Origin of the sequence: Salinicoccus sp. ID82-1 (assembly GCF_021991715.1) — a bacterium.
Taxonomy (GTDB): Bacteria; Bacillota; Bacilli; order Staphylococcales; family Salinicoccaceae; genus Salinicoccus; species Salinicoccus cyprini.
The window spans coordinates 752,683-773,557 of record NZ_JAGFLY010000001.1 but is presented as its reverse complement, the minus strand read 5'-3'; the positions used below and the strand labels follow the sequence as shown (position 1 = coordinate 773,557).

19 protein-coding genes and 1 pseudogene are annotated in these 20,875 nt (G+C 45.3%); 19 read left to right on the top strand and 1 reads right to left on the bottom strand.

Features of this window, described 5'->3' with window-relative positions:
• Nucleotides 1–3 precede the first annotated feature (3 nt).
• Nucleotides 4–771 (bottom strand): hypothetical protein, encoded by a 768-nt coding sequence (locus J4760_RS03970; RefSeq protein WP_237604839.1) that lies wholly within the window; start codon nucleotides 769–771, stop codon nucleotides 4–6.
• Between the two features lie 100 nt (nucleotides 772–871).
• On the opposite strand from J4760_RS03970, the gene J4760_RS03965 reads away from it, so the two are divergent.
• From J4760_RS03965 to hemL, 19 genes and pseudogenes are all read left to right on the top strand, one after another.
• A complete protein-coding gene (locus J4760_RS03965; RefSeq protein WP_237604838.1) occupies nucleotides 872–1,276 on the top strand; it encodes a YolD-like family protein in 405 nt (134 codons plus the stop codon).
• 54 nt (nucleotides 1,277–1,330) lie between these two features.
• On the top strand, nucleotides 1,331–1,540 hold the full coding sequence (locus tag J4760_RS03960; protein ID WP_237604837.1) for a hypothetical protein: 210 nt from the start codon (nucleotides 1,331–1,333) through the stop codon (nucleotides 1,538–1,540).
• Nucleotides 1,541–1,724: 184 nt separating this feature from the next.
• Nucleotides 1,725–2,162: a Panacea domain-containing protein gene (locus J4760_RS03955; RefSeq protein WP_237604836.1), complete on the top strand. Its 438-nt coding sequence runs from the start codon at nucleotides 1,725–1,727 to the stop codon at nucleotides 2,160–2,162.
• On the top strand, nucleotides 2,155–3,477 hold the full coding sequence (locus tag J4760_RS03950; protein ID WP_237604835.1) for a hypothetical protein: 1,323 nt from the start codon (nucleotides 2,155–2,157) through the stop codon (nucleotides 3,475–3,477). Before J4760_RS03955 ends, J4760_RS03950 begins: the two co-directional genes overlap by 8 nt.
• A gap of 842 nt (nucleotides 3,478–4,319) precedes the next feature.
• Nucleotides 4,320–5,720 (top strand): thermonuclease family protein, encoded by a 1,401-nt coding sequence (locus tag J4760_RS03945; RefSeq protein WP_237604834.1) that lies wholly within the window; start codon nucleotides 4,320–4,322, stop codon nucleotides 5,718–5,720.
• A gap of 597 nt (nucleotides 5,721–6,317) precedes the next feature.
• A complete protein-coding gene (locus J4760_RS03940) occupies nucleotides 6,318–6,761 on the top strand; it encodes a hypothetical protein (protein ID WP_237604833.1) in 444 nt (147 codons plus the stop codon).
• Complete coding sequence (locus J4760_RS03935) at nucleotides 6,761–9,178, top strand: molybdopterin-dependent oxidoreductase (protein ID WP_237604832.1); 2,418 nt, start codon at nucleotides 6,761–6,763, stop codon at nucleotides 9,176–9,178. The genes J4760_RS03940 and J4760_RS03935 overlap by 1 nt, the downstream gene beginning before the upstream one ends.
• A 167-nt stretch (nucleotides 9,179–9,345) precedes the next feature.
• Nucleotides 9,346–9,567, top strand: a pseudogene (locus J4760_RS03930) (type II toxin-antitoxin system HicB family antitoxin); the annotation flags it as partial.
• A gap of 84 nt (nucleotides 9,568–9,651) precedes the next feature.
• A complete protein-coding gene (locus tag J4760_RS03925; protein WP_145286643.1) occupies nucleotides 9,652–10,269 on the top strand; it encodes an NUDIX domain-containing protein in 618 nt (205 codons plus the stop codon).
• Nucleotides 10,259–11,206, top strand: coding sequence for a hypothetical protein (locus J4760_RS03920; RefSeq protein WP_186365464.1), 948 nt, complete (start codon nucleotides 10,259–10,261; stop codon nucleotides 11,204–11,206). The genes J4760_RS03925 and J4760_RS03920 overlap by 11 nt, the downstream gene beginning before the upstream one ends.
• 93 nt (nucleotides 11,207–11,299) lie before the next feature.
• The gene (gene tig, locus J4760_RS03915) at nucleotides 11,300–12,583 is read left to right on the top strand and encodes a trigger factor (RefSeq protein WP_237604831.1); all 1,284 of its coding nucleotides are present in this window, start codon (nucleotides 11,300–11,302) and stop codon (nucleotides 12,581–12,583) included.
• 135 nt (nucleotides 12,584–12,718) lie between these two features.
• Nucleotides 12,719–13,975, top strand: a complete 1,257-nt coding sequence (gene clpX, locus J4760_RS03910; RefSeq protein WP_145286634.1) for an ATP-dependent Clp protease ATP-binding subunit ClpX — start codon at nucleotides 12,719–12,721, stop codon at nucleotides 13,973–13,975.
• Between the two features lie 57 nt (nucleotides 13,976–14,032).
• Nucleotides 14,033–14,620 carry a ribosome biogenesis GTP-binding protein YihA/YsxC gene (gene yihA / locus J4760_RS03905; RefSeq protein ID WP_145286631.1) on the top strand — a complete coding sequence of 196 codons (588 nt, stop codon included), beginning with the start codon at nucleotides 14,033–14,035 and terminating at the stop codon, nucleotides 14,618–14,620.
• A gap of 137 nt (nucleotides 14,621–14,757) precedes the next feature.
• Complete coding sequence (hemA, locus tag J4760_RS03900; RefSeq protein ID WP_237604830.1) at nucleotides 14,758–16,104, top strand: glutamyl-tRNA reductase; 1,347 nt, start codon at nucleotides 14,758–14,760, stop codon at nucleotides 16,102–16,104.
• A 72-nt stretch (nucleotides 16,105–16,176) separates the two neighbouring features.
• Complete coding sequence (ccsA, locus tag J4760_RS03895; protein ID WP_237604829.1) at nucleotides 16,177–16,941, top strand: cytochrome c biogenesis protein CcsA; 765 nt, start codon at nucleotides 16,177–16,179, stop codon at nucleotides 16,939–16,941.
• Between the two features lie 12 nt (nucleotides 16,942–16,953).
• Nucleotides 16,954–17,877 (top strand): hydroxymethylbilane synthase, encoded by a 924-nt coding sequence (hemC, locus tag J4760_RS03890; RefSeq protein WP_145286622.1) that lies wholly within the window; start codon nucleotides 16,954–16,956, stop codon nucleotides 17,875–17,877.
• A complete protein-coding gene (locus J4760_RS03885; RefSeq protein ID WP_237604828.1) occupies nucleotides 17,864–18,565 on the top strand; it encodes a uroporphyrinogen-III synthase in 702 nt (233 codons plus the stop codon). Before hemC ends, J4760_RS03885 begins: the two co-directional genes overlap by 14 nt.
• A 1-nt stretch (nucleotide 18,566) precedes the next feature.
• Complete coding sequence (hemB, locus tag J4760_RS03880) at nucleotides 18,567–19,547, top strand: porphobilinogen synthase (RefSeq protein ID WP_145286616.1); 981 nt, start codon at nucleotides 18,567–18,569, stop codon at nucleotides 19,545–19,547.
• Complete coding sequence (gene hemL / locus J4760_RS03875) at nucleotides 19,547–20,836, top strand: glutamate-1-semialdehyde 2,1-aminomutase (protein ID WP_237605042.1); 1,290 nt, start codon at nucleotides 19,547–19,549, stop codon at nucleotides 20,834–20,836. The genes hemB and hemL overlap by 1 nt, the downstream gene beginning before the upstream one ends.
• Nucleotides 20,837–20,875 lie beyond the last annotated feature (39 nt).

The window sequence follows — 20,875 nt, the reverse complement described above, 5'->3', positions numbered from 1 at the left end:
TAACTATTTTTCATCATATATTGGCGTAGCACTATGCACACTAAAACTTACAAAGGTCTCCCGTTTCATATACTCAGAATTACCAGCATCGCCTAATTCCTGATCTTCTCTTAACATCAAATCCCTAACTAAGCGCATTATGATTTCTACGGTAACTTCTCCTAAAGTTTGAGATACGATATCCAATTCTCCAATCACATCAAGTTGCCATTTCTTTATATATACTTGATAATGGGCGCCTTGACTCTTATTGGCTAATAACTTAATACATTGTTCAACGTTTTTAAATGACCTGTTGTCGTCAGCATCTTTTACTTCAACAAGATCTTGTTCTAAGAACTCTTGAAAAGTATACTTTTCTCTTTGAACAATGCTATCCTGAGTAAAATAATAGAATCGCTGAGACTTAAGCAAATCTTCATAGTTGCGTCTTTTTAAAGTGATTTCCGGAAAAATTTTTAAATCTCTTAAGAGAATCTCGTTGTTGTTTATATCTTTAAAAACTAAATTTCCTATTATGTCAAACAAAGCAAAAGAATTTTCTTCTTTGTTCAATCCTCTTCTCTTGTGTGTGTCCTTCTCATAATAATCGTTTCCTTTAGTATAAATCATTCGTAACTGTTGCATGATTACAGGCTGAAACTCGTGTCTTCCATATTGTTTGATTAACTCCAAGCTAAACTCAATAACAGATAAAACGTCGTATAGTCTTATTATGGAATTATTTGAGTAAGACCATTCATTGAAATCAAAACCCTTCGGTGCCTCCATTTTATCAACACCCTCTCATGTTATAGTTATAGTTTATCATATATTCTGACTTTACAATACGAACAAGTGTTCGATATAATCGTCTCAAGAGGTGATGGCGATGAACACGAAGGTCAATCAAGAAACGGACTACAGAAAGATACCAGTCGGACAATTAGATTCCAACATCCCGCAAGGCAGGGGCATGATCAAGTGGCAGCCGTTTGCCACTATGCCTGAGCAATATGAGCGTATTGCGCGCATGATTGAGGACCAGGCAAAGTGCGAACCTCCTTCTTTCGACGATGAAACGCTCGTCAGACTTGAAGAGCAGATCCGCCGACAGATAGGGGAGATGGTCGTGCTTCGGTATTGGTCTGAGGGCTTCGAGGTACAGCTCGAGTGTGAGATTAATTATATCGATAATCATTCACGTACAGTTGTTGTGCTCAAAAACCGTGAAGTGATCGCCATCCAATTTGCGCATATTTACGAAATATTATTCTCCCCAGAATATTTTGAGTAGAAGTATGTACTTATCCACCGGCATGGCATAACTTCTTTAGTAGGAGGAGACGCCATGATAAAACTATATGATCATAAGAACTACGGGATTTACAAGCAGCTGAGACAGGACATCAAGGAAGAGAAGCTCTCTTTAAAGGATTACATATTCGCAGAAATTTACGGAAGCACTTTTATCATTTACTCAATAGATCTTCCAGTAACTGCAGACTATGAAATCATGACTGTGGAAGATGCATTTACATTTCTAAAGAAAAACGCCTAAATAGACGAAGTTTGAGAGATGTGGCTTTATGGGTGAAGACACAATAAAAGCCACATCAAGGTGGTTTATTTGTATGTAAAATTTTAAAAAAATTGATCTATAAAAAGGGTTCGCAGGGTATATACATAATAAGAGTTTACATTATATGTGAACAAAAATATAATTAACTAAAGAGGTGAATATAATGAAGGAATTAGTCGATCATATTTTATTTGTAGCTTCTGTAAACAGGAAAAGTGTTACTCAACTGCAACTTCACAAAATTTCATATTTCGCTTTGGGGTACCTTCTCAAAATAGGAGAAGAAGAGAAGGCCAGACAGTTATATAAAGATGAACATTTTCAAGCATGGTCTTACGGTCCAGTTTTGCCAAAAACATATGAAAGATTTAATCGTTTCAAATCTACTCCAATACTGGATGTTGGCGAGAATTCAATACAATTATCACAAATACCAAACTTCAATGAACTAATCATAAAATATATTAGAAGAAATATTTTCGAATTAGTAAAGTTAAGTCATTCTAATTACTTTTGGAAAGAGAATAGTAATCGTGTTCGAAGAAATCTAAGACCAGAATACACTTTTACTGATCTAAAGAGGGATTTCAGAATTGAGTAGTGAGGAAAAGTTAACTTTATATAGCTTCAAAAAGCAACATAGTATTGATGATGAATCCAATTATGAGCTGTCAATGATTTATGAAAAAATATATAGAAATTATTATGAGAAAAGCTCATATGATAGGGAAACTTTTGACCCGTATAACAAATTTCAAGATGAAGATTTGAGAACTTTGTTTGATAGAGCAAGCAAAACTTCAGAAACATTAATTCCATATGCAAATTTTACGAATACAATTTTTAGTGTTGGTTACAATAATGCTATGTACTTCAACTATGCGGATAATTCATTCTCTGAAGAACTTCAAGCTGCAATGGAAGCTTTCATTATCAGAGATTATGGTATTGGTAGAAATAAAGATGAAGAAACAGGGAAGCAATACATCGATGTAGAAAGATATAATGATAATGTCTTAATAGAACTGAATGACAGTAATAAAAACGGGTTGAAAGTTTTTTATAAAATTATTCAACATACTCAGTTAGCATTAGCTCAGAGGAACTCTCTATATATTAATCAAAAAGAAGACATCAATATACAACGCGATCAAATAGATTATATTTCTGCTGAAATTGATAAATCAAATAGAAGATATAATAATATGATAGGTAACTACATATCTATTCTCGGTATATTCGCTGCCATCATGATGACCACCTTCGGGGGAATACAAGGCTTTACAGCAATTTATCAAAATGAAAATAATTATTCATTAACCGAAGTGATTATTATATCTTGCTTGGGCTTGATGGGATTGTTGCTTTTAATATTTGTATTAATTTATGGGGTAGCAAAGTTAGCAGAAAAAGATATTTTTTCTAATGATAATACAGATTATATGCATAGAAAGTATCCTCAAATGTTTTATCCTTTATTTCTAATTCTATTAACTACAGTTGTTGCCATTGCTCATTTATTCAGTTATAGACCTCCTAATTATTTTCCTGATTTCATGAGAAATAATATTTGGTTGATACTCTTCATTACAATAATATTCTTATTTTTAATTTATTTATTACATATTATAGTAGTGAGATTCGAACTATTAGATAGATTTATATCATTAATAAGGATAATCCTATGGATAATAAGGTTAAGCCTTAGGACAGAGCAAATAGTGATGATTAGTGATGTGCTTGAATTTCCTGATGATAAAAATGGTGGCTACACAGTATATGAAGCAAAAATTTACGAAGGTCCAATCAATAAAAAACTGAAAGTCAGAACAAAGAAAAATCTTGGATTAACGGGAAGTTACTTAGTAAAAAAGAAACGCTTTTCATTTGAAGTAGAAGAAGTCCTTCAGGATTAATCTATATTTTATAAATAAGAGAACAAGAAGTATTTCTTGAGTCTTTTTTCAGATTTGCACTGTGTTAGAGATAAAACACCTAGAAAATGGATCTTTGGATTATATTGCGTATCAATATAAGATGGATTCAGACAATGACGTAGAGCACAATAATAATCCACCTCATATATAAAAGTGGGGTGGATATTTTATGAGAGGCACTCTTGCCCGAGATTCATTTATTCAGTGATTTCTCCCATTATCTGCGTTACAAACTTCTTGGCTTTTTCCGTTTCCCAGAGAACCTTACGTCCTTTTCGATATTCGCAAGATATCATTCGTGTGTCCTTCATAAAGTACTTTTCAAAGTAAGTCCTACTCACACACATCTTATTACAAATCGTTTCCTTGTCGATAAACCATTCGCCGCGTGTCACATTCCTTCCTCCCTTCTCAGGTAGTTTAATCTAAACTATCCATTAGATAAAACCATCTGTAAGGTCGAGTTTCTACTATATAAATGTTCATCTTAAAAAAGAATGGATCTTCTCACGGAACTAACTACTGGGATAAAAAATGAGGGATGGTCAATATTTGGTCAATATCGCATCGTATATACCCATTTAATAAGGTTGAGGACTCCCTCCTGGGACGTAAAAACTTAAGAAGTAGCTTTTTGAAACTCTGCAACCATAAGGTTGCGGGGTTTTTATTTTTCTTCAAAGATTGATGAAATGTTAATCGTAGCAAGAGAATTAAATTTAGAATATTTCCTTATATTTGGTAAAATTATCAGAAAACCATGTCAAATTTGCTTTAAATGGTGTAAAATGATGTAAATTGCATATATTGGAGGGGAAGCAATGGGAACTTTTGTAGGAGTATTAATATTTCTAGGTGTGGTCGCAACCATCGCTCTTTTCGTGCTTGGATTCATCCGGGAGAACAAAGGGGAGGCATATCATAGTACATGGAAAGCGTCACTTTATTCCTTCGCGGCGACTTGCCTGCTTGTCGTCCTCCTGGGGCTGGTGAGCAGTGGCTTTGCCCTGGTGGACATGGTGTTGATGCTATGGATCTTTATATCCATTGCGATGTTTGTATTCATTGCTTTGGCATTGAGGTCCAGGTTTAAAAATCAGAGCCCCCGCAGACATTTCCGAAGAGCAGGCATTGCATTTGCGACCGGTCTTGCCCTGTTCTTCATGTTTACTTTGGTTCCAAATGAGGTTGAAGAGCCTGCCAATCAGACTGCTTTGGCGGATGAGGAAAGTGAAGAGCTGACTGAAGAAGTGACAGAAGAGACAACAGAAGAAACGACAACAGAAGAAGAAAAGGATGCTGCAGAGAAAAAAGCTGCAGAGAAAAAAGCAGCAGAAGAAAAAGCCGCTAAGGAAGCTGAAGAAAAAGAGGCATCCATCGAAGCAGCCAAGAAGAAAGAAGAGTCCATAGAGGCAGCCAAGAAGGAAAAAGAGAAAGAAGAGTCGATTGAAGCTGCCAAAGCCAAGGAAGAATCGATAGAAAAAGCGGAAGCTGCAAAAGAGAAGTCGATCGAAGAAGAGCAGGCAGCAGCGGCGAAGGCTGAAGAAGAAGCGAAGAAAGAAGCTGCGCCAAAAGAAGGACTTATCCCAGTCAGCCTATACAGGATTGTTGATGGGGATACAGTGAACGTACTTGATGATGAGGGTAATGAACTGAAACTCAGACTGCTTCTAATTGATACGCCTGAAACGGTACACCCGAACAAGCCAGTTCAACCCTATGGCCATGATGCTTCCGATCGGCTGACACAATTACTGAATGCTGCAGATCAGCTATACATCGAGTACGATGATGGAGCAAAGACAGACCATTATGACAGACAGCTTGTGTATCTGTATGCAGATGATGCAAGTGTCCATGAGGTACTTCTCGAAGAAGGTCTGGCACGCGTCGGATACATCTACGAGCAGCAAAGGTACCTGTCAGAATTCCGTGCAGCGGAACAGAAAGCAAAAGATCAGCAGATTGGTGTATGGTCCATACCGGGTTATGTAAACACTGATGGGGAAGGCTTCAATAGCGAAGAACCGGAACCGACAAGCGAACCGGCCACAAGTGAACCAGCGACATCAGAGCCGGCAACAAGCGAACCTGCTCAAACAACTGAATTTTTCCAGAATTGTACTGAGCTCAAGACGGTGTATCCAGATGGCGTCGCCCAGGGACATGCTGCATATCAAGGCAAGATGGATAGAGATAAAGATGGATATGCATGTGAATAGAATATAATAAACGTCCACCCTATTTATAAAGTAGGGTGGACATTTTATGAAAAAATACTTTTGTTTGCTAATGTACTACTTTAATCCACACAAAACTATCTATAATGTACGAATTTCTACTATCAATTTCTTGCTTGACTTATGGGACCCTATAAACGATGTGTCTTAGAAGGTTCCATCTTTTATAATTTCAACCGATCCCCATACATAAAAAAATGACCACCAGAATTACTGGTGATCAGTTGATTTGATTATTGACACAGTTATAACACGGTAAAAAGTTCTTCATATAATAACATTGATCAAGCATAAAGAGCCATGGATCAACCTTCAGCTCACAATTCAGATTGCTCACCTGCTTATGGGTGCTTACATGCTTAATGAAATTATATTTTTATATATATGTACAGACTTGAAAACATTGAATACCTTTGGAGTATCACGTTATTTCAGGTAGCATATTGAAATAATTCATGTATTGCAGGCGCTTTGATAATAAGAAAGGCACATGAAGCTTTCTTCGTATATACAAAGGAGTGTTTGGCCTTTTCAGATGGAGGGAATCTTCTAGTAAACTGTGGAAAGGGGACGTGGCTGATGAGTTATCAATTTGAGGAACTATTTGCGGACATCCAAAAAGATAATCGGAAGGTTCTTGATAACATTGAACCGTTCGAGCACCCACTGGTCGTGCTGCTTCGTAAGTGTCTTGAAGAACAGGAATACATGCTGGATAGGCTTATAGAGGAATTCGAGGAAGGGAAAACCGAGCTTAAGGATATCAAGACCAACTGTTCTGCCCTGTTCCATGCGAACCAGAAAGTGAATCCTTATTTTGCGGAGTGGAAACGTGCGACGGGATGGATCGGCTACAAAGATGACACGCCTTCAGAAGAGCTGATGAAATCATTGGAGGAAAGACTGGACGAAATGCAGGATGATCTGATCGAGATTGCGGCTAAGTTGGACGAAGAATATGGAGAGTCGACAACGAAATATTTCATACCGACATTCTACTTACCGGAAGAGAGGGTTAACTGATGACATTTAAAAATGAACGTATCGATCAGAATTTGTATAGCCAGGGTGAAGTGGACAAATGGGTATACAGTACCTGCGGGCTCTGCTCGGTCGGCTGTGGTCTCTATGTTGCTGTAAAGGATGACAAGGTTGTAGGTGTAAAAGGGAATGGTGATGACCCGATCAACCGGGGCAGACTGGGACCGAAGGGTGAAAACCAGTGGCATGCCAATAATGCCCCGGATCGTCTCAAGACGCCTATGATTCGAAATGCGTCCGGCGAACTTGAGCCTGCGAGCTGGGAGGATGCGATGCAGCTGGTCGTGGACAAGGCGAAGCAGTCACTTGAAGAGAAGGGCAGGAACAGTGTCAGCATCTATTCCACAGGGCAGGGGTTCTTTGAAGACTATTATACGATCGCCAAAGTGGGCAGGGCTGGACTGCAGACCCACCTGCTGGATGCGAATACGAGGCTATGTACTGCGACGGTCGAGTTTGCGCTGCTGCAGTCATTCGGGGCTGACGGTACACCGGCTTCCTTCGACGATATCGATGAAGCGGATACGTTAATGTTGTTCGGCCACAATGTCGCGGAGTCCGGGACGGTACTTTTTGAACGCATCATGGAACGTAAAGTAAGAACGGGAAAACCATACATCATTGCGGTGGATCCGCGAAAGACACTGACGGCAAGGGAAGCGGATCTGCACCTGCAGCTGAAACCAGGGTCAAACCTGCCACTGATGAACGGCCTGATCAATGAACTGATCGAGCAGGACAAGGTAGACAAGGACTTTGTCCAGGCACATACAGTCGGGTACGAGAAGATGAAGGAATCAGTCAAAGGCTGGACACTCGAGAAGACGTCCGAGAGCACCGGCATACCGGAAGACCAGCTCAAGGAATTCTATAGAGTGATGTGTGATACGCCTTCACTCGTTTCCACAACACTTCAGGGTGCTTTCCAGAGCGCAGAGGCGACAAAAGCCTGTGTTGCCATCAACAACTTCCATCTGATCCGGGGTCTGATCGGCAAGCCGGGCTGTGGTCCGCTCCATACAGCCGGGCAGCCAAGCTCATCCGCTAACCGTACTGCAGGTGGCGTCGGTACTTATCCGGCGCACCGGAATCCGACCAATCCTGTCCACATGAAGGAAATGGCACAACTGTGGAATGTGGATCAGGATTCACTCCCTGCCGGACCGGAAAAAGGGATTGAGGAAATCATCACCCATATTGAAAAGGAGGAAGTCGGCTTCTTCTGGAATATCGGGACGAACCCTCTCGTTTCGCTTCCGAATCGCAATCGTATCAAGAAAGCACTCGACAATGTATTTGTCGTCGTACAGGACCCATTCCTGACAGAAACATCGGCAGTCGCTGATGTCATTCTTCCTGCCGCCATGTGGGGTGAAAAGGAAGGGACGATGGAAAATGCCGACCGGACTGTCACCATCTCGAGAAAGGCAGTCGAACCACCAGAAGGTGTGCGGTCTGATTTTGAAATACTGGTGGACTTTGCAAGGCGGATGGAATTCAAGGATAGGGACGGACAGCCGCTAGTCGACTATTCGACGCCTGAAGAATGCTTTGAAGAATTCAAAGGCATCACAAAAGGACGTCCATGTGATATGACGGGTATCACCTATGAACGTCTGGAAAAATTGAACGGCATGCGCTGGCCTGTACCGGATGAGAAATCTACAGGGACACCGAGACTCTATTCCGACTTCAAGTTCCATACAAAAGTGGATGATGCGCAAGTTTTCGGCAAGGACCAGTTTACCGGTCGCGCACTGTCGAAAGAAGAATTCCAGGAAATCGGAGCAGAAGGTCGTGCGCTGCTTCAGGAAACCTATCATCTGCCACCGTTCGAGCAGCCGAATGACCAGTATCCGATGTGGCTGACGACAGGCCGCTCCGTGTGGCACTGGCATACAAGAACCAAGACGGCACGCGCGCCGATGCTCCATATGGCAGCGCCGAACAACTATGTCGAGATTCATACGGAAGACGCCAGGGAACTCGGAATTGTCCAGGGCGAAGTCATACGCATTTCCTCTCCGCGCGGCGAAATAGAAGTGCCCGCCCGGATTGGCGAGACAGTTCAGAAAGGACTGCTGTTCGTACCTTTCCACTTCGGCAACCTGGAGAAGAAGGAATCTGCGAACAACCTGACCAACGACTTCGTCGACCCGATCTCGAAGCAGCCGACCTACAAGCAGTCAGCGTGCAAAATCGAGAAGATAAGGAATGCGCACGAGGTGAAAGCGGACGAATCTCTGGAAGAGATCGCCTCACACTATGGCATGACAGCAAAAGAACTGAGAGCAGCCAACAATCTGTCCGCACCTTATGAAATAGAGATGGGAACGACAATCGAAGTGCCGGCATCCGTAATCAACACACCAATCCAGCCGTATATACCGCAGCGATGAAACGGCTCCGTCAAAAATGTTATATAGTCAGATTATTGTTCTGGAACTCTGCAACTAATATAACTGCAGAGTTTCAGTTTTTTATGTTGATAGGGAGTTAAGGAGCGATTAATATGAAGTATCATTTCTATGCTGTACTGGAAAAAGAATAGAATGCCTATAATGTAAAGTTTCCGGATCTGCCAGGTGCAATCACTTTCGGTGAGGGACTTGAAGATGCAATATTCATGGCACAGGATGCCCTGGAAGGTCATTTGCTTGTCATGGAAGATGATGGCGACGATATACCTCGTCCTTCCGAACATCATGATCTATCACCAAGCTTGAAACGAGATGAACAGCTGCAGCTGATTGAGGTGGATACCAATCTGATCAGATCGAGTCAGTAATTACCCTTTGCTGTCTCTTTTTCATTTTACAAACTCCGCTCCCTTCTATAAACTTGTAATGAATTTATAAAAAGGAGAATACGCATGAGTAAATTTGATGAACCTATTCTCGTAGTACCGAGGGATGTTCTTTTTAATAATGAGGCAGATGCCTTCCATGGTTTTGTCGGTATGAATGATAGAAGGTATGAAAGTATTCTTTCGACTTTTTCCGAGTTCGAAGTCAAACGCCGGGGTGACATGGAGGAGGATCCTTCGTATAAGCAGCTGGTCGGCTATGTCATCATTTCATCCGATAATGGCAAGACACTCGTATACAAACGTCTGGCGGGTGGCGGCGAGGCACGTCTGCATGGCATGCTGTCGATCGGTGTCGGTGGTCATATGAATGATGTGCCGGAAGCATCAAATATCGAAGAGAAGCTCTACATCAATGCGGCGAGGGAACTGTCCGAAGAGGTCGGCCTCTCCCAGGAGCAGCTCGAGGACATCGAAATCGTCGGTTTGATCAATGATGACGACAACGAAGTTGGAAAGGTCCATATCGGTGTGGTGTTCAAGGTGACGGTCGATGAGAATGATGTGGCGTCCCACGAAGAGGATACGCTCGAACTGATCTGGGAGAAAGATGGTCAGCTCTCTGAAAGGTCGCCTTATGAATCATGGAGTGAACTGATCATCAGGGATGCCTATGAAAGATAAGGTCGTCTCACACCGCAGGTTTCTGCAGAAGATGGAGCGGGATCTGGATCTTGACTACCGCAATGGCGATTATGCCAGTTTCATCAGTAAATTCAGGATGTACTCCGATCAGCAGGTACCGGAGATCTCCTTCATGGAAAAGTTCTACGAAGCGCTGTCCTATGAGGACAGGCACGATGAAGTGATGGAGTATGCACTGCTGCAGATGAATGAGGGTGCCGGTAATTACGACGTCCACATGCACCATCTTCTGAAGTCGCTGCTCAAGCAGGAGCGCTACTTTGAAGTGATCGAGTTCTCGGACCACCTCATGGAGGAGGATATTCCACAGCGTTTCCGGATTGATGTCGCTGCATTCAGGCATGAGGCGAAGCGTGCGATGGATGAAAAGATGGAGGGGCTGCATGCGCCGGAGGTTGAGAAGCCTGTTGTCTCTTCTGAAGCTTACAGGGCAATGCAATCCTTTGAGAAAATTGAACTTCTCAGAGGTCTCATTGAGAATGAGGATATCAGGCATAGGGATCTGGTACGTGGAGAAATGAACACTGAGATGGATTACACATGCCTTACTTTCATGCTGCTTTATCTGAGAACCATTGAGGACCGGCAACCGGTAGTTGCTGAAAAGATGGATGCGCAGCTTGAAGTGGTGCCGGCCGAACTGCCGACACTTGAAGAGAGTCCGCTGCTCAGCGGTGTAAGGCCGCTTGTTATGGACGAGGTGGAGAACCGGATGCCTGAATTCAGAGAAGCGGCAGAGGGCATGCTGATGTCGCACGCGGTCCACTGCTATCCGATCTTCCCGCCATTTGATGATGAAACACTGTATCTTGGCTATATGAGCGAACTGTTCAGCATGCTCAATCTGGACCATGACTTTGAAGCGGATGCATCGGTAATCGAGTGGATCCGCAAGGTCGAAGGGTCGATGATGTAGCATTGTCGCGGAAATCAAATGTTGGATATAAAAAAGTGATATGTTATACTATATTGGTTAATTGAAATTACGTATTTACGGAGGAATTAGATTATGTCTCAAAAGTGGGAAAAACAAGAGGGTAACGAAGGAGTACTGACAGTAACAGTACCAGCCAAGGAAGTAGATGGCGCCCTGAACGAAGCATTCGCAAAAGTATCTAAAGAAGTCAGCATTCCTGGATTCAGAAAAGGTAAAGTACCGCGCCAGATGTTCGAAAAGCGTTTCGGTGTAGAATCACTTTATCAGGATGCACTTGATATCCTGCTTCCTAAAGCATACACAGAAGCAGTGACTGAAGCTGACATCAACCCGGTCGACCAGCCGGAAGTTGATATCGAGCAGATGGAAAAAGGCAAAGACCTCATCTTCACTGCGAAAGTGACTGTTGAGCCTGAAGTCAAACTCGGCGAATACAAAGGTCTTGAAGCAGAAGAACTGGACACTGAAGTAACTGAAGAAGACGTTCAGAAGGAAATCGACAGCCTGCTTGAATCACACGCCGACATGGTAGTGAAGGAAGAGGGCAGTGTTGAAGAGGGCGACCTTGTGAACCTCGACTTCGATGGCTATCTTGGTGATGAGCAGTTCGAAGGCGGACAGGCTGAAGGCTATGAGCTTGAAATCGGCTCCGGCAACTTCATCCCAGGTTTCGAAGAGCAGGTTGTCGGCATGAACATCGAAGAGGAAAAAGACATCAAGGTCACTTTCCCTGAAGAGTATCACGCCGAGGAGCTTGCGGGTAAAGAAGCGACTTTCAAAGTCAAAGTCAACAGCATCAAATCCAAAGAGGTTCCTGAACTTGACGAAGATCTCGTAAAAGAACTCGATCAGGACGTTGATTCCGTAGACGCACTGAAAGAAAAGCTTGAAAAAGACCTCAAGGAAGCAAAAGAGAACGAAGCGGATGTTACAATGAAGGAACAGCTCATCGAGCAGGCTTCCGACAATGCTGAAATCGATGTACCGGATGCAATGATCAAAACTGAAACAGACAGAATGCTTCAGGAATTTGAACAGCGTCTATCCCAGCAGGGCATCAACATGGAAATGTACCAGCAACTGTCCGGCCAGGATGAAAATGCACTGCGTGAGCAGATGAAGGACGACGCATCAAAACGCGTACGCACAAACCTTGTTCTCAAGCAGATCGCAATCGATGAGAATATCGAAGTGGCAGATGAAGATGTCGACAAGGAACTCGAAAAGATGAGTGGGCAGTTCGGCATCAGCGTGGAAGACATCAAATCCACACTCGGCGACCTCTCCATGCTCCAGGAAGACCTGAAAGTACAGAAGGCGATCGATGTACTTGTAGACAACAGAAAACAGAAGTAATCTGAACTCCAATATCGAGGGGCTCTGTGGTGATATGCTGCAGAGCTCCTCGTTTATAACGATTATAAACTGGAGATTTGATTTTGATGATGATATCTAGTATATTTTACAGGAATGAAAAAAGAGGTGTTGAATATGTTTAAATTTAATGAAGACGACACAAATCTAACTTGTTCCTTCTGTGGTAAGGATCAGGAACAGGTGAAGAAATTGATCGCTGGCAGCGGTGTCTACATCTGTAACGAATGTATCGAGCTCTGCCATGAAATCATCGAAGAAGAACTGAAATCCGAAAAGACACAGGTCTTTACGGAAATTCCGAAGCCACAGGAAATCCTGGATGCGCTGAATGACTATGTCATCGGGCAGGAAAATGCCAAGCGTGCGCTTAGTGTAGCAGTCTACAACCACTACAAGCGAATCAACCAGAACCAGGAAGATGGCGTGGAAATCTCCAAAAGCAACATTGCTCTGATCGGTCCGACAGGTAGTGGTAAAACACTTCTCGCGCAGACATTGGCAAGAACATTGAACGTGCCTTTCGCAATTGCGGATGCAACAAGCCTGACTGAAGCGGGCTACGTCGGTGACGATGTCGAAAACATCCTGCTTCGTCTGATCCAGGCAGCGGACTTCGACGTTGAACGTGCAGAGCAGGGTATCATATATGTCGATGAAATCGACAAGATTGCCAGAAAGAGCGAAAATACTTCCATCACAAGAGATGTCTCCGGTGAAGGTGTCCAGCAGGCACTCCTCAAGATCCTTGAAGGTACAACAGCAAGCGTACCGCCTCAAGGTGGCAGAAAGCATCCGAACCAGGAATCCATCCAGATCGATACGAAGAACATCCTCTTCGTTCTCGGTGGTGCATTCGATGGCATGGACGAAATCATCAAGAGACGTATCGGCGAGAAGGTCATCGGATTCGGTGGTGCATCCGGCAAGGCGAATGACAAGGATGAACTGATGTCGAAAGTCCGCCCGGATGACCTTCAGAGCTACGGACTCATTCCTGAGTTCATCGGCCGTGTGCCGATCATCAGCTATCTTGAAGAGCTTGATGTAACAGCACTTAACTCCATTTTGACAGAGCCGAAGAACGCACTCGTCAAACAGTACCAGAAAATGCTCGAAATCGATAACGTGGAACTGGAATTTGATCCGGATGCACTGAATGCCATCAGTGAACTTGCAATCGAAAGAAAGACCGGTGCGCGTGGCCTTCGCTCCATCATCGAGGAACGCATGGTGGACATCATGTTCAACGTGCCGTCGAACGATGAGATCCGTAAGGTGAAGATTACAAGAGCAACAATTGAAGAGGAAGCAGATCCATTGCTCTTCAATGAAAATGGTGAAGAGATCCACCTGAACCGTAAAAGTGCATAATATATGAAAGAGCTGTCTGATTTCTGGACAGCTCTTTTTACTGAAAGGAAGATAGCGATGAAAATCAATCCGAATAATATAGACATCATCATCTCGGCTGTCAGCAGTGAGCAGTATCCGAATACCGGACTTTCCGAAATCGCCTTGAGCGGCCGTTCCAATGTAGGGAAGTCCTCATTCATCAATGCTGTGGCAGGCCGTAGGAACATGGCCCGGACTTCATCGAAGCCCGGCAAGACACAGACGCTCAATTTCTACAATATGGACGACCAGTTCATATTCGTCGATGTACCGGGATACGGTTATGCCAAGCAGTCCAAGAAGTCACGCGAACAGTGGGGCAGAATGATCGAGAGCTATCTGGCCGAAAGGGAACCGCTCTCTGCTGTCATCCAGCTCATCGACCTGAGGCATAAGCCGACGGAAGACGACGTACTGATGTACAACTACCTGAAGCACTTTGAAATACCGGTGATCATCATATGTACAAAGATGGACAAGATATCGAAAAGCAAAGTCGAAAAGCACCTTAAGATCGTACGTGAAGCAATCGACTTCGACCCGGACGATATCATTATTCCCTTCTCATCCATGGATAAGAATAATATGCCGAAAGTGATGGATGCCATCTCAAAATTTGTGTAGTTTGTTCACAAAAAGTTCTTAATAATAATTAGTATAAATAAGAACACAACATGGATTATGAATGTATAATCTGTTAAAATAAGAGTATTGAAAGTGTCCAGAGACGAGGCATAATAGGATAGTGGGGGGCAATTCGGATGCATGTCATTGCATTAAGTCTGAATTACAGAAAGGCAAGTGTGGAAGAGAGAGAGAAAGTGGCGTTCCAGGATGAGGAGATCATTCCGGCGCTGCATAGATTGAGAGAACAGAAAAGCGTACTTGAAGCGGTACTTCTGTCCACATGCAACAGAACGGAAGTCTATGTAGTCAGTGATCAGGTGCATACAGGCAAATACTATTCGCAGATGTTCCTTGCGGACTGGTTCAGCCTGGATCTGGCATCCGTAAAAAGAATTACGGATATCAAAGTCGGTGACGAAGCGGTGGAGCATCTTTACCGTGTCGCATCCGGTCTGGAATCGATGGTTCTCGGAGAAACCCAGATCCTCGGTCAGATCAGAGACGCCTTCTTTACGGCGCAGACCGAGCATACGACAGGTACCATCTTCAATAAATTGTTCAAAGAAGCGATTACGGTAGCGAAGCGCGGACATAATGAGACGGATATTTCGAAGAATGCGATTTCCATCTCCTATGCTGCAGTGGAGCTTGCGAAGAAGATATTTTCACGTGTCGATAACCGCAAGGTGCTTGTCATCGGTGCTGGAGAAATGGCAGAGCAGTCGCTTTTGAACCTGACTTCCAACGGAATCAGGAATGTGACGGTTTTGAATCGTTCTGAAGAGAATGCAGCACGCCTTGCAGGCCAGTTCAATGGGAAAAGTGCGTCCATGGACCAGCTGGAAGCAGAAATTGCGGATACGGATATCGTCATATCCAGTACAGCGTCACGCAACTACATCATTACAGAAGAAGTGATGGATGTGGCGATGGCAAAACGCAATGGCAAGCCGCTGATCATGATGGACATCGCACTGCCGCGTGACATCGATCCGTCAATAGGCAGAATGGACAGCGTCTACATGTACAATGTCGATGATCTGCAGGGACTTGTGGATGCCAACCTGTCGACCAGGCAGGAAGAGGCAGCCAAGATTGAAGGCATGATCGCAGAGAGCATGGACAAGTTTACAGAATGGGTCAATATGCTCGGTGTCGTACCGGTCATCCAGGCGCTGCGTTCGAAAGCACTGTCCATCCATGAAGAGACATTCCAGAGTGTTGAAAGAAAGATGCCGGAAATGACGGAGCGTGAGCGCACAATCGTCTCCAAGCATATGAAGAGCATCATCAACCAGATGCTGAAGGATCCGATCATCTATACTAAAGAAATTTCCGGAGACAGAAAAGCCGGTGAAAAACTCGACGAAATAATGCAGCTCTTCGGCATTGAAGAGGAAGTCGATGCAGTCAAGCAGCAGGAGAAAGCCAAACAGCAGGAGAAACTGTCGGCACGAAAGCAGGAGCTGGCAATCGAATAGGGTGGAAACCATATGGATATGATGTTCCGCAGTCACGAATTTATTTTACTATTATACTTTTTGAGCCTTTCTGTGCTAAGCTACGATCTGTTTTTCAGGAATCGGCTTGCCAGAAAGGTTTCCTTTTATCTTGTCATCATTGCAGCGGTGCTCCAGGTCGCCACTTTCGTGTATATCGGTGTGGCGCTGGGCCGCATTCCAATACAGACGACTTTCGAGGGCATATATGTCTTCTCGACCCTCGTCATCATTACGGGGCTGATCCATTACCGGTGGAGCGATTCGGAAATTGCATTTGCACTCTATGTGTTCTGTGCATTTGTACTCTTCTCCGTCTATACATTTGCACCTGTCTCCTACGACAGGGTGACGGAAGTGTCGGCGATCATGAACGAGCTGCTGATCATCCATATTGTACTTGCGCTGATTGCCTATGTACTCTATTTCATCTCGGTGATGCATGCCGTGATATATATCATCCAGTATGATAACCTGAAAAAGAAGCGTTTCAACCGCGTGTTCTTTTCACTCTTCAGCATAGAGACGGCCAAAAAGACGATGATCCGTACACTGATACTTGGTGTGTTCTCCATGCTGATCAGCATTTTCCTCGGCATCCAGTGGGGCATGTATATATACGGCGTCGAAATATTCAAGGACTTCAAAGTGCTCGGCACACTGTTCGTCATTCTGCTGTATACAGCACTGTTCGTCCATCTGAAAATAAAACGCAGCATCTACCGTTTCGCCTGGTTCAACATCGTGATCTTCATCATCTGCATGCTGAACTACCTATTCATCACACAACTTTCCAGTTTTCATTTCTGGAGCTACTAAAGGAGAAGTAATATGAGAAAATTTACCGTAGGTTCAAGACGTAGCGATCTGGCGATGACCCAGTCCAAGCAGTTCATCAGCAGTCTGAAAGCACAATTTCCCGACGTTGAGATCGACATCAAGGAGATTGTCACAAAAGGGGACAGGATTGTCGATGTGCAGCTCTCCAAAGTCGGCGGCAAAGGGCTGTTTGTAAAAGAGATTGAACAGGCGCTTGCCAATAAGGAGATCGATATGGCCATCCATAGCCTGAAGGATGTCCCAAGTGCGCTGGATCCGGAATTCACCATCGCCTGCGTGCCTGAACGTGAAGACAAGCGGGATGCTTTCCTGTCGAATGGCAATGTGGCCTTCAAGGATCTGCCTGCCGGCAGTGTCATCGGTACGAGCAGCCTGAGGCGCAGTGCACAGCTTCTTGCGATGCGTGACGACGTGGAAGTGAAATGGGTGCGCGGCAACATTGACACCCGCATCAAGAAGATGGAATCCGGAGAATACGATGCAATTGTTCTTGCCGCAGCAGGACTGAAGCGCATGGGCTGGTCCGACGATATTGTTGCAGAATACTTTGATCCCGAGTCCTTCATCCCGGCAATTGCACAGGGCGCGCTCGGCATAGAATGCCGCTCTGACGACAAGGAACTGATCGACATGCTGAAAACGGTGCACTCGGATGATGATGCAACCTGCACGACAGCAGAGCGGACTTTCCTGAGACGCATGGACGGCAGCTGCCAGGTGCCGATCGGCGGATATGCCACTTATGAAGATGGGGAACTCTACCTTACCGGACTGATCATGCCTGAAGATGGCAGCGAGCAGTACATCGTAAAGAAATCCCATCAGGATCCGAAAGCACTCGGCAATCTGGTTGCAGATGAAATGGAGCGCATCGGCGCAAAGGACATCATCGATCGCATCAATGAAACACTATAGACCTATCGTCATCATGACCCAGAGCAGGGCATTCGAAAGGGATTCAAGTGTATTGTCACTTGTCCACACGCCGCTCATCACGACAGAGGCGCTCCCTTTTGATGAGACGGTGTTCCGGTGCCATTATGACTGGCTGGTTCTGACGAGCCGCAATGCAGTACAGCATTTCCTGCCTCATATGAAGAAAGCCCGATTCGATAGGGTGGCGACGATCGGCAGAAAGACGAGTGAGCGTCTTGAGCAGGAGGGGCTGAAAATTGATTTTGAGCCCGGGGACTACTCTCAGGAGGGGTTCCTTGCAGACTTTCCTGCCTGGCACGGTACGCGCATACTGTACCCGGCAAGTAGAGAGGCCCGCCCGCTGCTGCATGACCATCTTGTGGCGGCAGGGTGTGCTGTGGAGCGGCTCGATCTGTATCGGCCGGTGGCCAATGAGGCGTATCGTGAAGAAATCCAGGCACTGCTCGCACAATCTCCGTACGGCATTACATTTTCAAGTCCTTCCGGAGTCAGGGCATTCATGAAATGGTTCACTCCCCAAGATCTTGGGAATATTACCGTAGTTGCCATCGGACAGGTGACTGCAGATGCACTCGGATTGTATGGCGTAGCGTCCATACAGCCCGGGAAGGAAACATTGGAAGAAATGGTAGAACTGCTTGAAGATAGAATAGATGGAGGAGTTTAAGATGAATTTCGAGAGACATCGGCGTCTTAGAAGAACAGAATTCATGAGGGATATGGTCAGGGAGACGAAAGTCACAAAGGATGACCTCATCTATCCGATTTTTGTTGTGGAATCCGACGATATAAAAAAGGAAGTGCCATCCATGAAGGGCGTTTTTCAGATTTCCCTGAACCGTCTTCATGAGGAGCTGGAAGAAGTGAAGGCCAAAGGTATCAAATCGGTCATCTTTTTCGGCATACCGGATGAAAAAGACCCGGAAGGCTGCGGTGCCTACCACGACCACGGCGTCGTCCAGGAAGCGTGCAGGATCTCAAAGAAACTGTATCCGGAAATCCTGGTCATTCTCGATACATGCCTGTGCGAATATACGGACCACGGCCACTGCGGCCTCATCGATCCGGATACACAGGATGTCGACAATGACAGCTCGCTGCCACTGCTGGTCAGGACGGCAGTCTCCCAGGCGAAGGCAGGGGCGGACATCATCGCGCCGAGCAATATGATGGATGGCTTTGTTGCCGAAATCAGAAAAGGGCTCGACGATAATGGCTTCAGCCATATTCCGATCATGAGCTACGGCATCAAGTATGCATCGAAATTCTATGGTCCATTCCGGGACGCGGCGGATTCGACGCCATCATTCGGTGACCGCAGGACGTACCAGATGGATCCGGCGAACCGTCTCGAAGCACAGCGTGAGCTGGCAAGCGACCTTGAAGAGGGCTGTGATATGATGATCGTCAAACCGGCGCTGTCGTATCTCGATATCATTCGGGATGTCAGAAATGAAACGAATGTACCTGTCGTCGCCTACAATGTCAGCGGGGAATATGCGATGACACGCACGGCTGTCGACATGGGACTGCTGGATGAAGCTGTCATCATGGAGCAGATGGTTTCCATGAAACGTGCAGGTGCGAATATGATTATCACTTATTTTGCAAAAGATATATGCAGAATGCTTGATGAAGGGATGGAATGATCATGTACGAAAAATCAGAAGCACTCTATAAAAAAGCAAAAACACTCATGCCTGGGGGTGTCAACAGCCCAGTCAGAGCATTCAAATCCGTCGATATGACTCCGGTATTCATCGACCGTGCCAAAGGGTCGAGAACGTATGATGTCGATGGCAATTCATATATCGACTATGTTTTGAGCTTCGGCCCTCTGATCCTCGGCCATAGTGATGACAGGGTGGTCAATGCACTGACTGCAGTCGCACAGAAGGGGACAAGCTTCGGTGCCCCGACAGAGCTTGAAAATGAACTGGCGGAACTCGTCATCGAACGTGTGCCTTCTGTGGAAATGATCCGCATGGTCTCTTCCGGCACGGAAGCGACACTGGCCGCACTGCGTCTTGCGCGCGGATTCACCGGAAGGAACAAGATTCTGAAATTCGAAGGATGCTATCACGGCCACAGCGACTCCCTACTGATCAAAGCCGGCAGTGGTGTGGCGACACTTGGACTTCCGGATTCTCCAGGTGTACCTGAAGGTACAGCTGCAAATACCATCACAGTACCCTACAATGACGAAGAGAGCCTGACCGAGGCTTTCGACAAATTCGGTGACGATATTGCTGCAGTGATCATGGAGCCTGTTGCCGGCAATATGGGGGTCGTCCCGCCGCGTGAAGGCTACCTTCAATTCGTACGTGACATTACGGAGAAAAGCGGCACACTGCTCATCTTCGATGAAGTCATGACCGGATTCCGTGTCGGCTACAACTGTGCACAGGGCCATTACGGCATCACACCTGATCTTACCTGCCTCGGCAAGGTGATTGGTGGCGGCCTGCCTGTCGGTGCCTACGGCGGCAGACGTGACATCATGGAGTATATCGCACCTGTCGGCGACATCTACCAGGCGGGGACACTATCCGGTAATCCGCTGGCGATGACAGCCGGGCTTGAGACGCTCAGACAGTTGACACCTGAGAGCTATGACCACTTCAACAAGCTCGGTGATATGCTCGAAGTCGGCCTGAAGGACATCTTTGCAAAGAAAGGGCAGCCGATCACAGTGAACCGTGCCGGTTCGATGATCGGATTCTTCCTGACGGAAGGACCGGTCGTGGATTTCGACAGTGCAAATACAAGCGATCTTGAACTGTTCAAACACCTGTATCAGGAACTGCTCAAAGAAGGCGTCTATCTGCCACCTTCCCAGTTTGAAGGCATGTTCCTGTCGACGAGCCACACTGAAGCGGACATCCAGAAGACACTCGATGCTTTTGAAAAAGCACTGGAGCGTGCTGTACAGCGGTAGCTTGCCAAATACGGTTTATTTTCACAGAATAAAGTGTAT

What these genes read in the sequence shown, in the direction of transcription:
- J4760_RS03970 (WP_237604839.1), bottom strand. Translation starts at nt 771, where the DNA reads ATGGAGGCACCGAAGGGTTTTGATTTCAATGAATGGTCTTACTCAAAT.
- J4760_RS03965 (WP_237604838.1), top strand. Translation starts at nt 872, where the DNA reads ATGAACACGAAGGTCAATCAAGAAACGGACTACAGAAAGATACCAGTC.
- J4760_RS03960 (WP_237604837.1), top strand. Translation starts at nt 1,331, where the DNA reads ATGATAAAACTATATGATCATAAGAACTACGGGATTTACAAGCAGCTG.
- J4760_RS03955 (WP_237604836.1), top strand. Translation starts at nt 1,725, where the DNA reads ATGAAGGAATTAGTCGATCATATTTTATTTGTAGCTTCTGTAAACAGG.
- J4760_RS03945 (WP_237604834.1), top strand. Translation starts at nt 4,320, where the DNA reads ATGGGAACTTTTGTAGGAGTATTAATATTTCTAGGTGTGGTCGCAACC.
- J4760_RS03940 (WP_237604833.1), top strand. Translation starts at nt 6,318, where the DNA reads ATGAGTTATCAATTTGAGGAACTATTTGCGGACATCCAAAAAGATAAT.
- J4760_RS03935 (WP_237604832.1), top strand. Translation starts at nt 6,761, where the DNA reads ATGACATTTAAAAATGAACGTATCGATCAGAATTTGTATAGCCAGGGT.
- J4760_RS03925 (WP_145286643.1), top strand. Translation starts at nt 9,652, where the DNA reads ATGAGTAAATTTGATGAACCTATTCTCGTAGTACCGAGGGATGTTCTT.
- J4760_RS03920 (WP_186365464.1), top strand. Translation starts at nt 10,259, where the DNA reads ATGAAAGATAAGGTCGTCTCACACCGCAGGTTTCTGCAGAAGATGGAG.
- tig (WP_237604831.1), top strand. Translation starts at nt 11,300, where the DNA reads ATGTCTCAAAAGTGGGAAAAACAAGAGGGTAACGAAGGAGTACTGACA.
- clpX (WP_145286634.1), top strand. Translation starts at nt 12,719, where the DNA reads ATGTTTAAATTTAATGAAGACGACACAAATCTAACTTGTTCCTTCTGT.
- yihA (WP_145286631.1), top strand. Translation starts at nt 14,033, where the DNA reads ATGAAAATCAATCCGAATAATATAGACATCATCATCTCGGCTGTCAGC.
- hemA (WP_237604830.1), top strand. Translation starts at nt 14,758, where the DNA reads ATGCATGTCATTGCATTAAGTCTGAATTACAGAAAGGCAAGTGTGGAA.
- hemC (WP_145286622.1), top strand. Translation starts at nt 16,954, where the DNA reads ATGAGAAAATTTACCGTAGGTTCAAGACGTAGCGATCTGGCGATGACC.
- J4760_RS03885 (WP_237604828.1), top strand. Translation starts at nt 17,864, where the DNA reads ATGAAACACTATAGACCTATCGTCATCATGACCCAGAGCAGGGCATTC.
- hemB (WP_145286616.1), top strand. Translation starts at nt 18,567, where the DNA reads ATGAATTTCGAGAGACATCGGCGTCTTAGAAGAACAGAATTCATGAGG.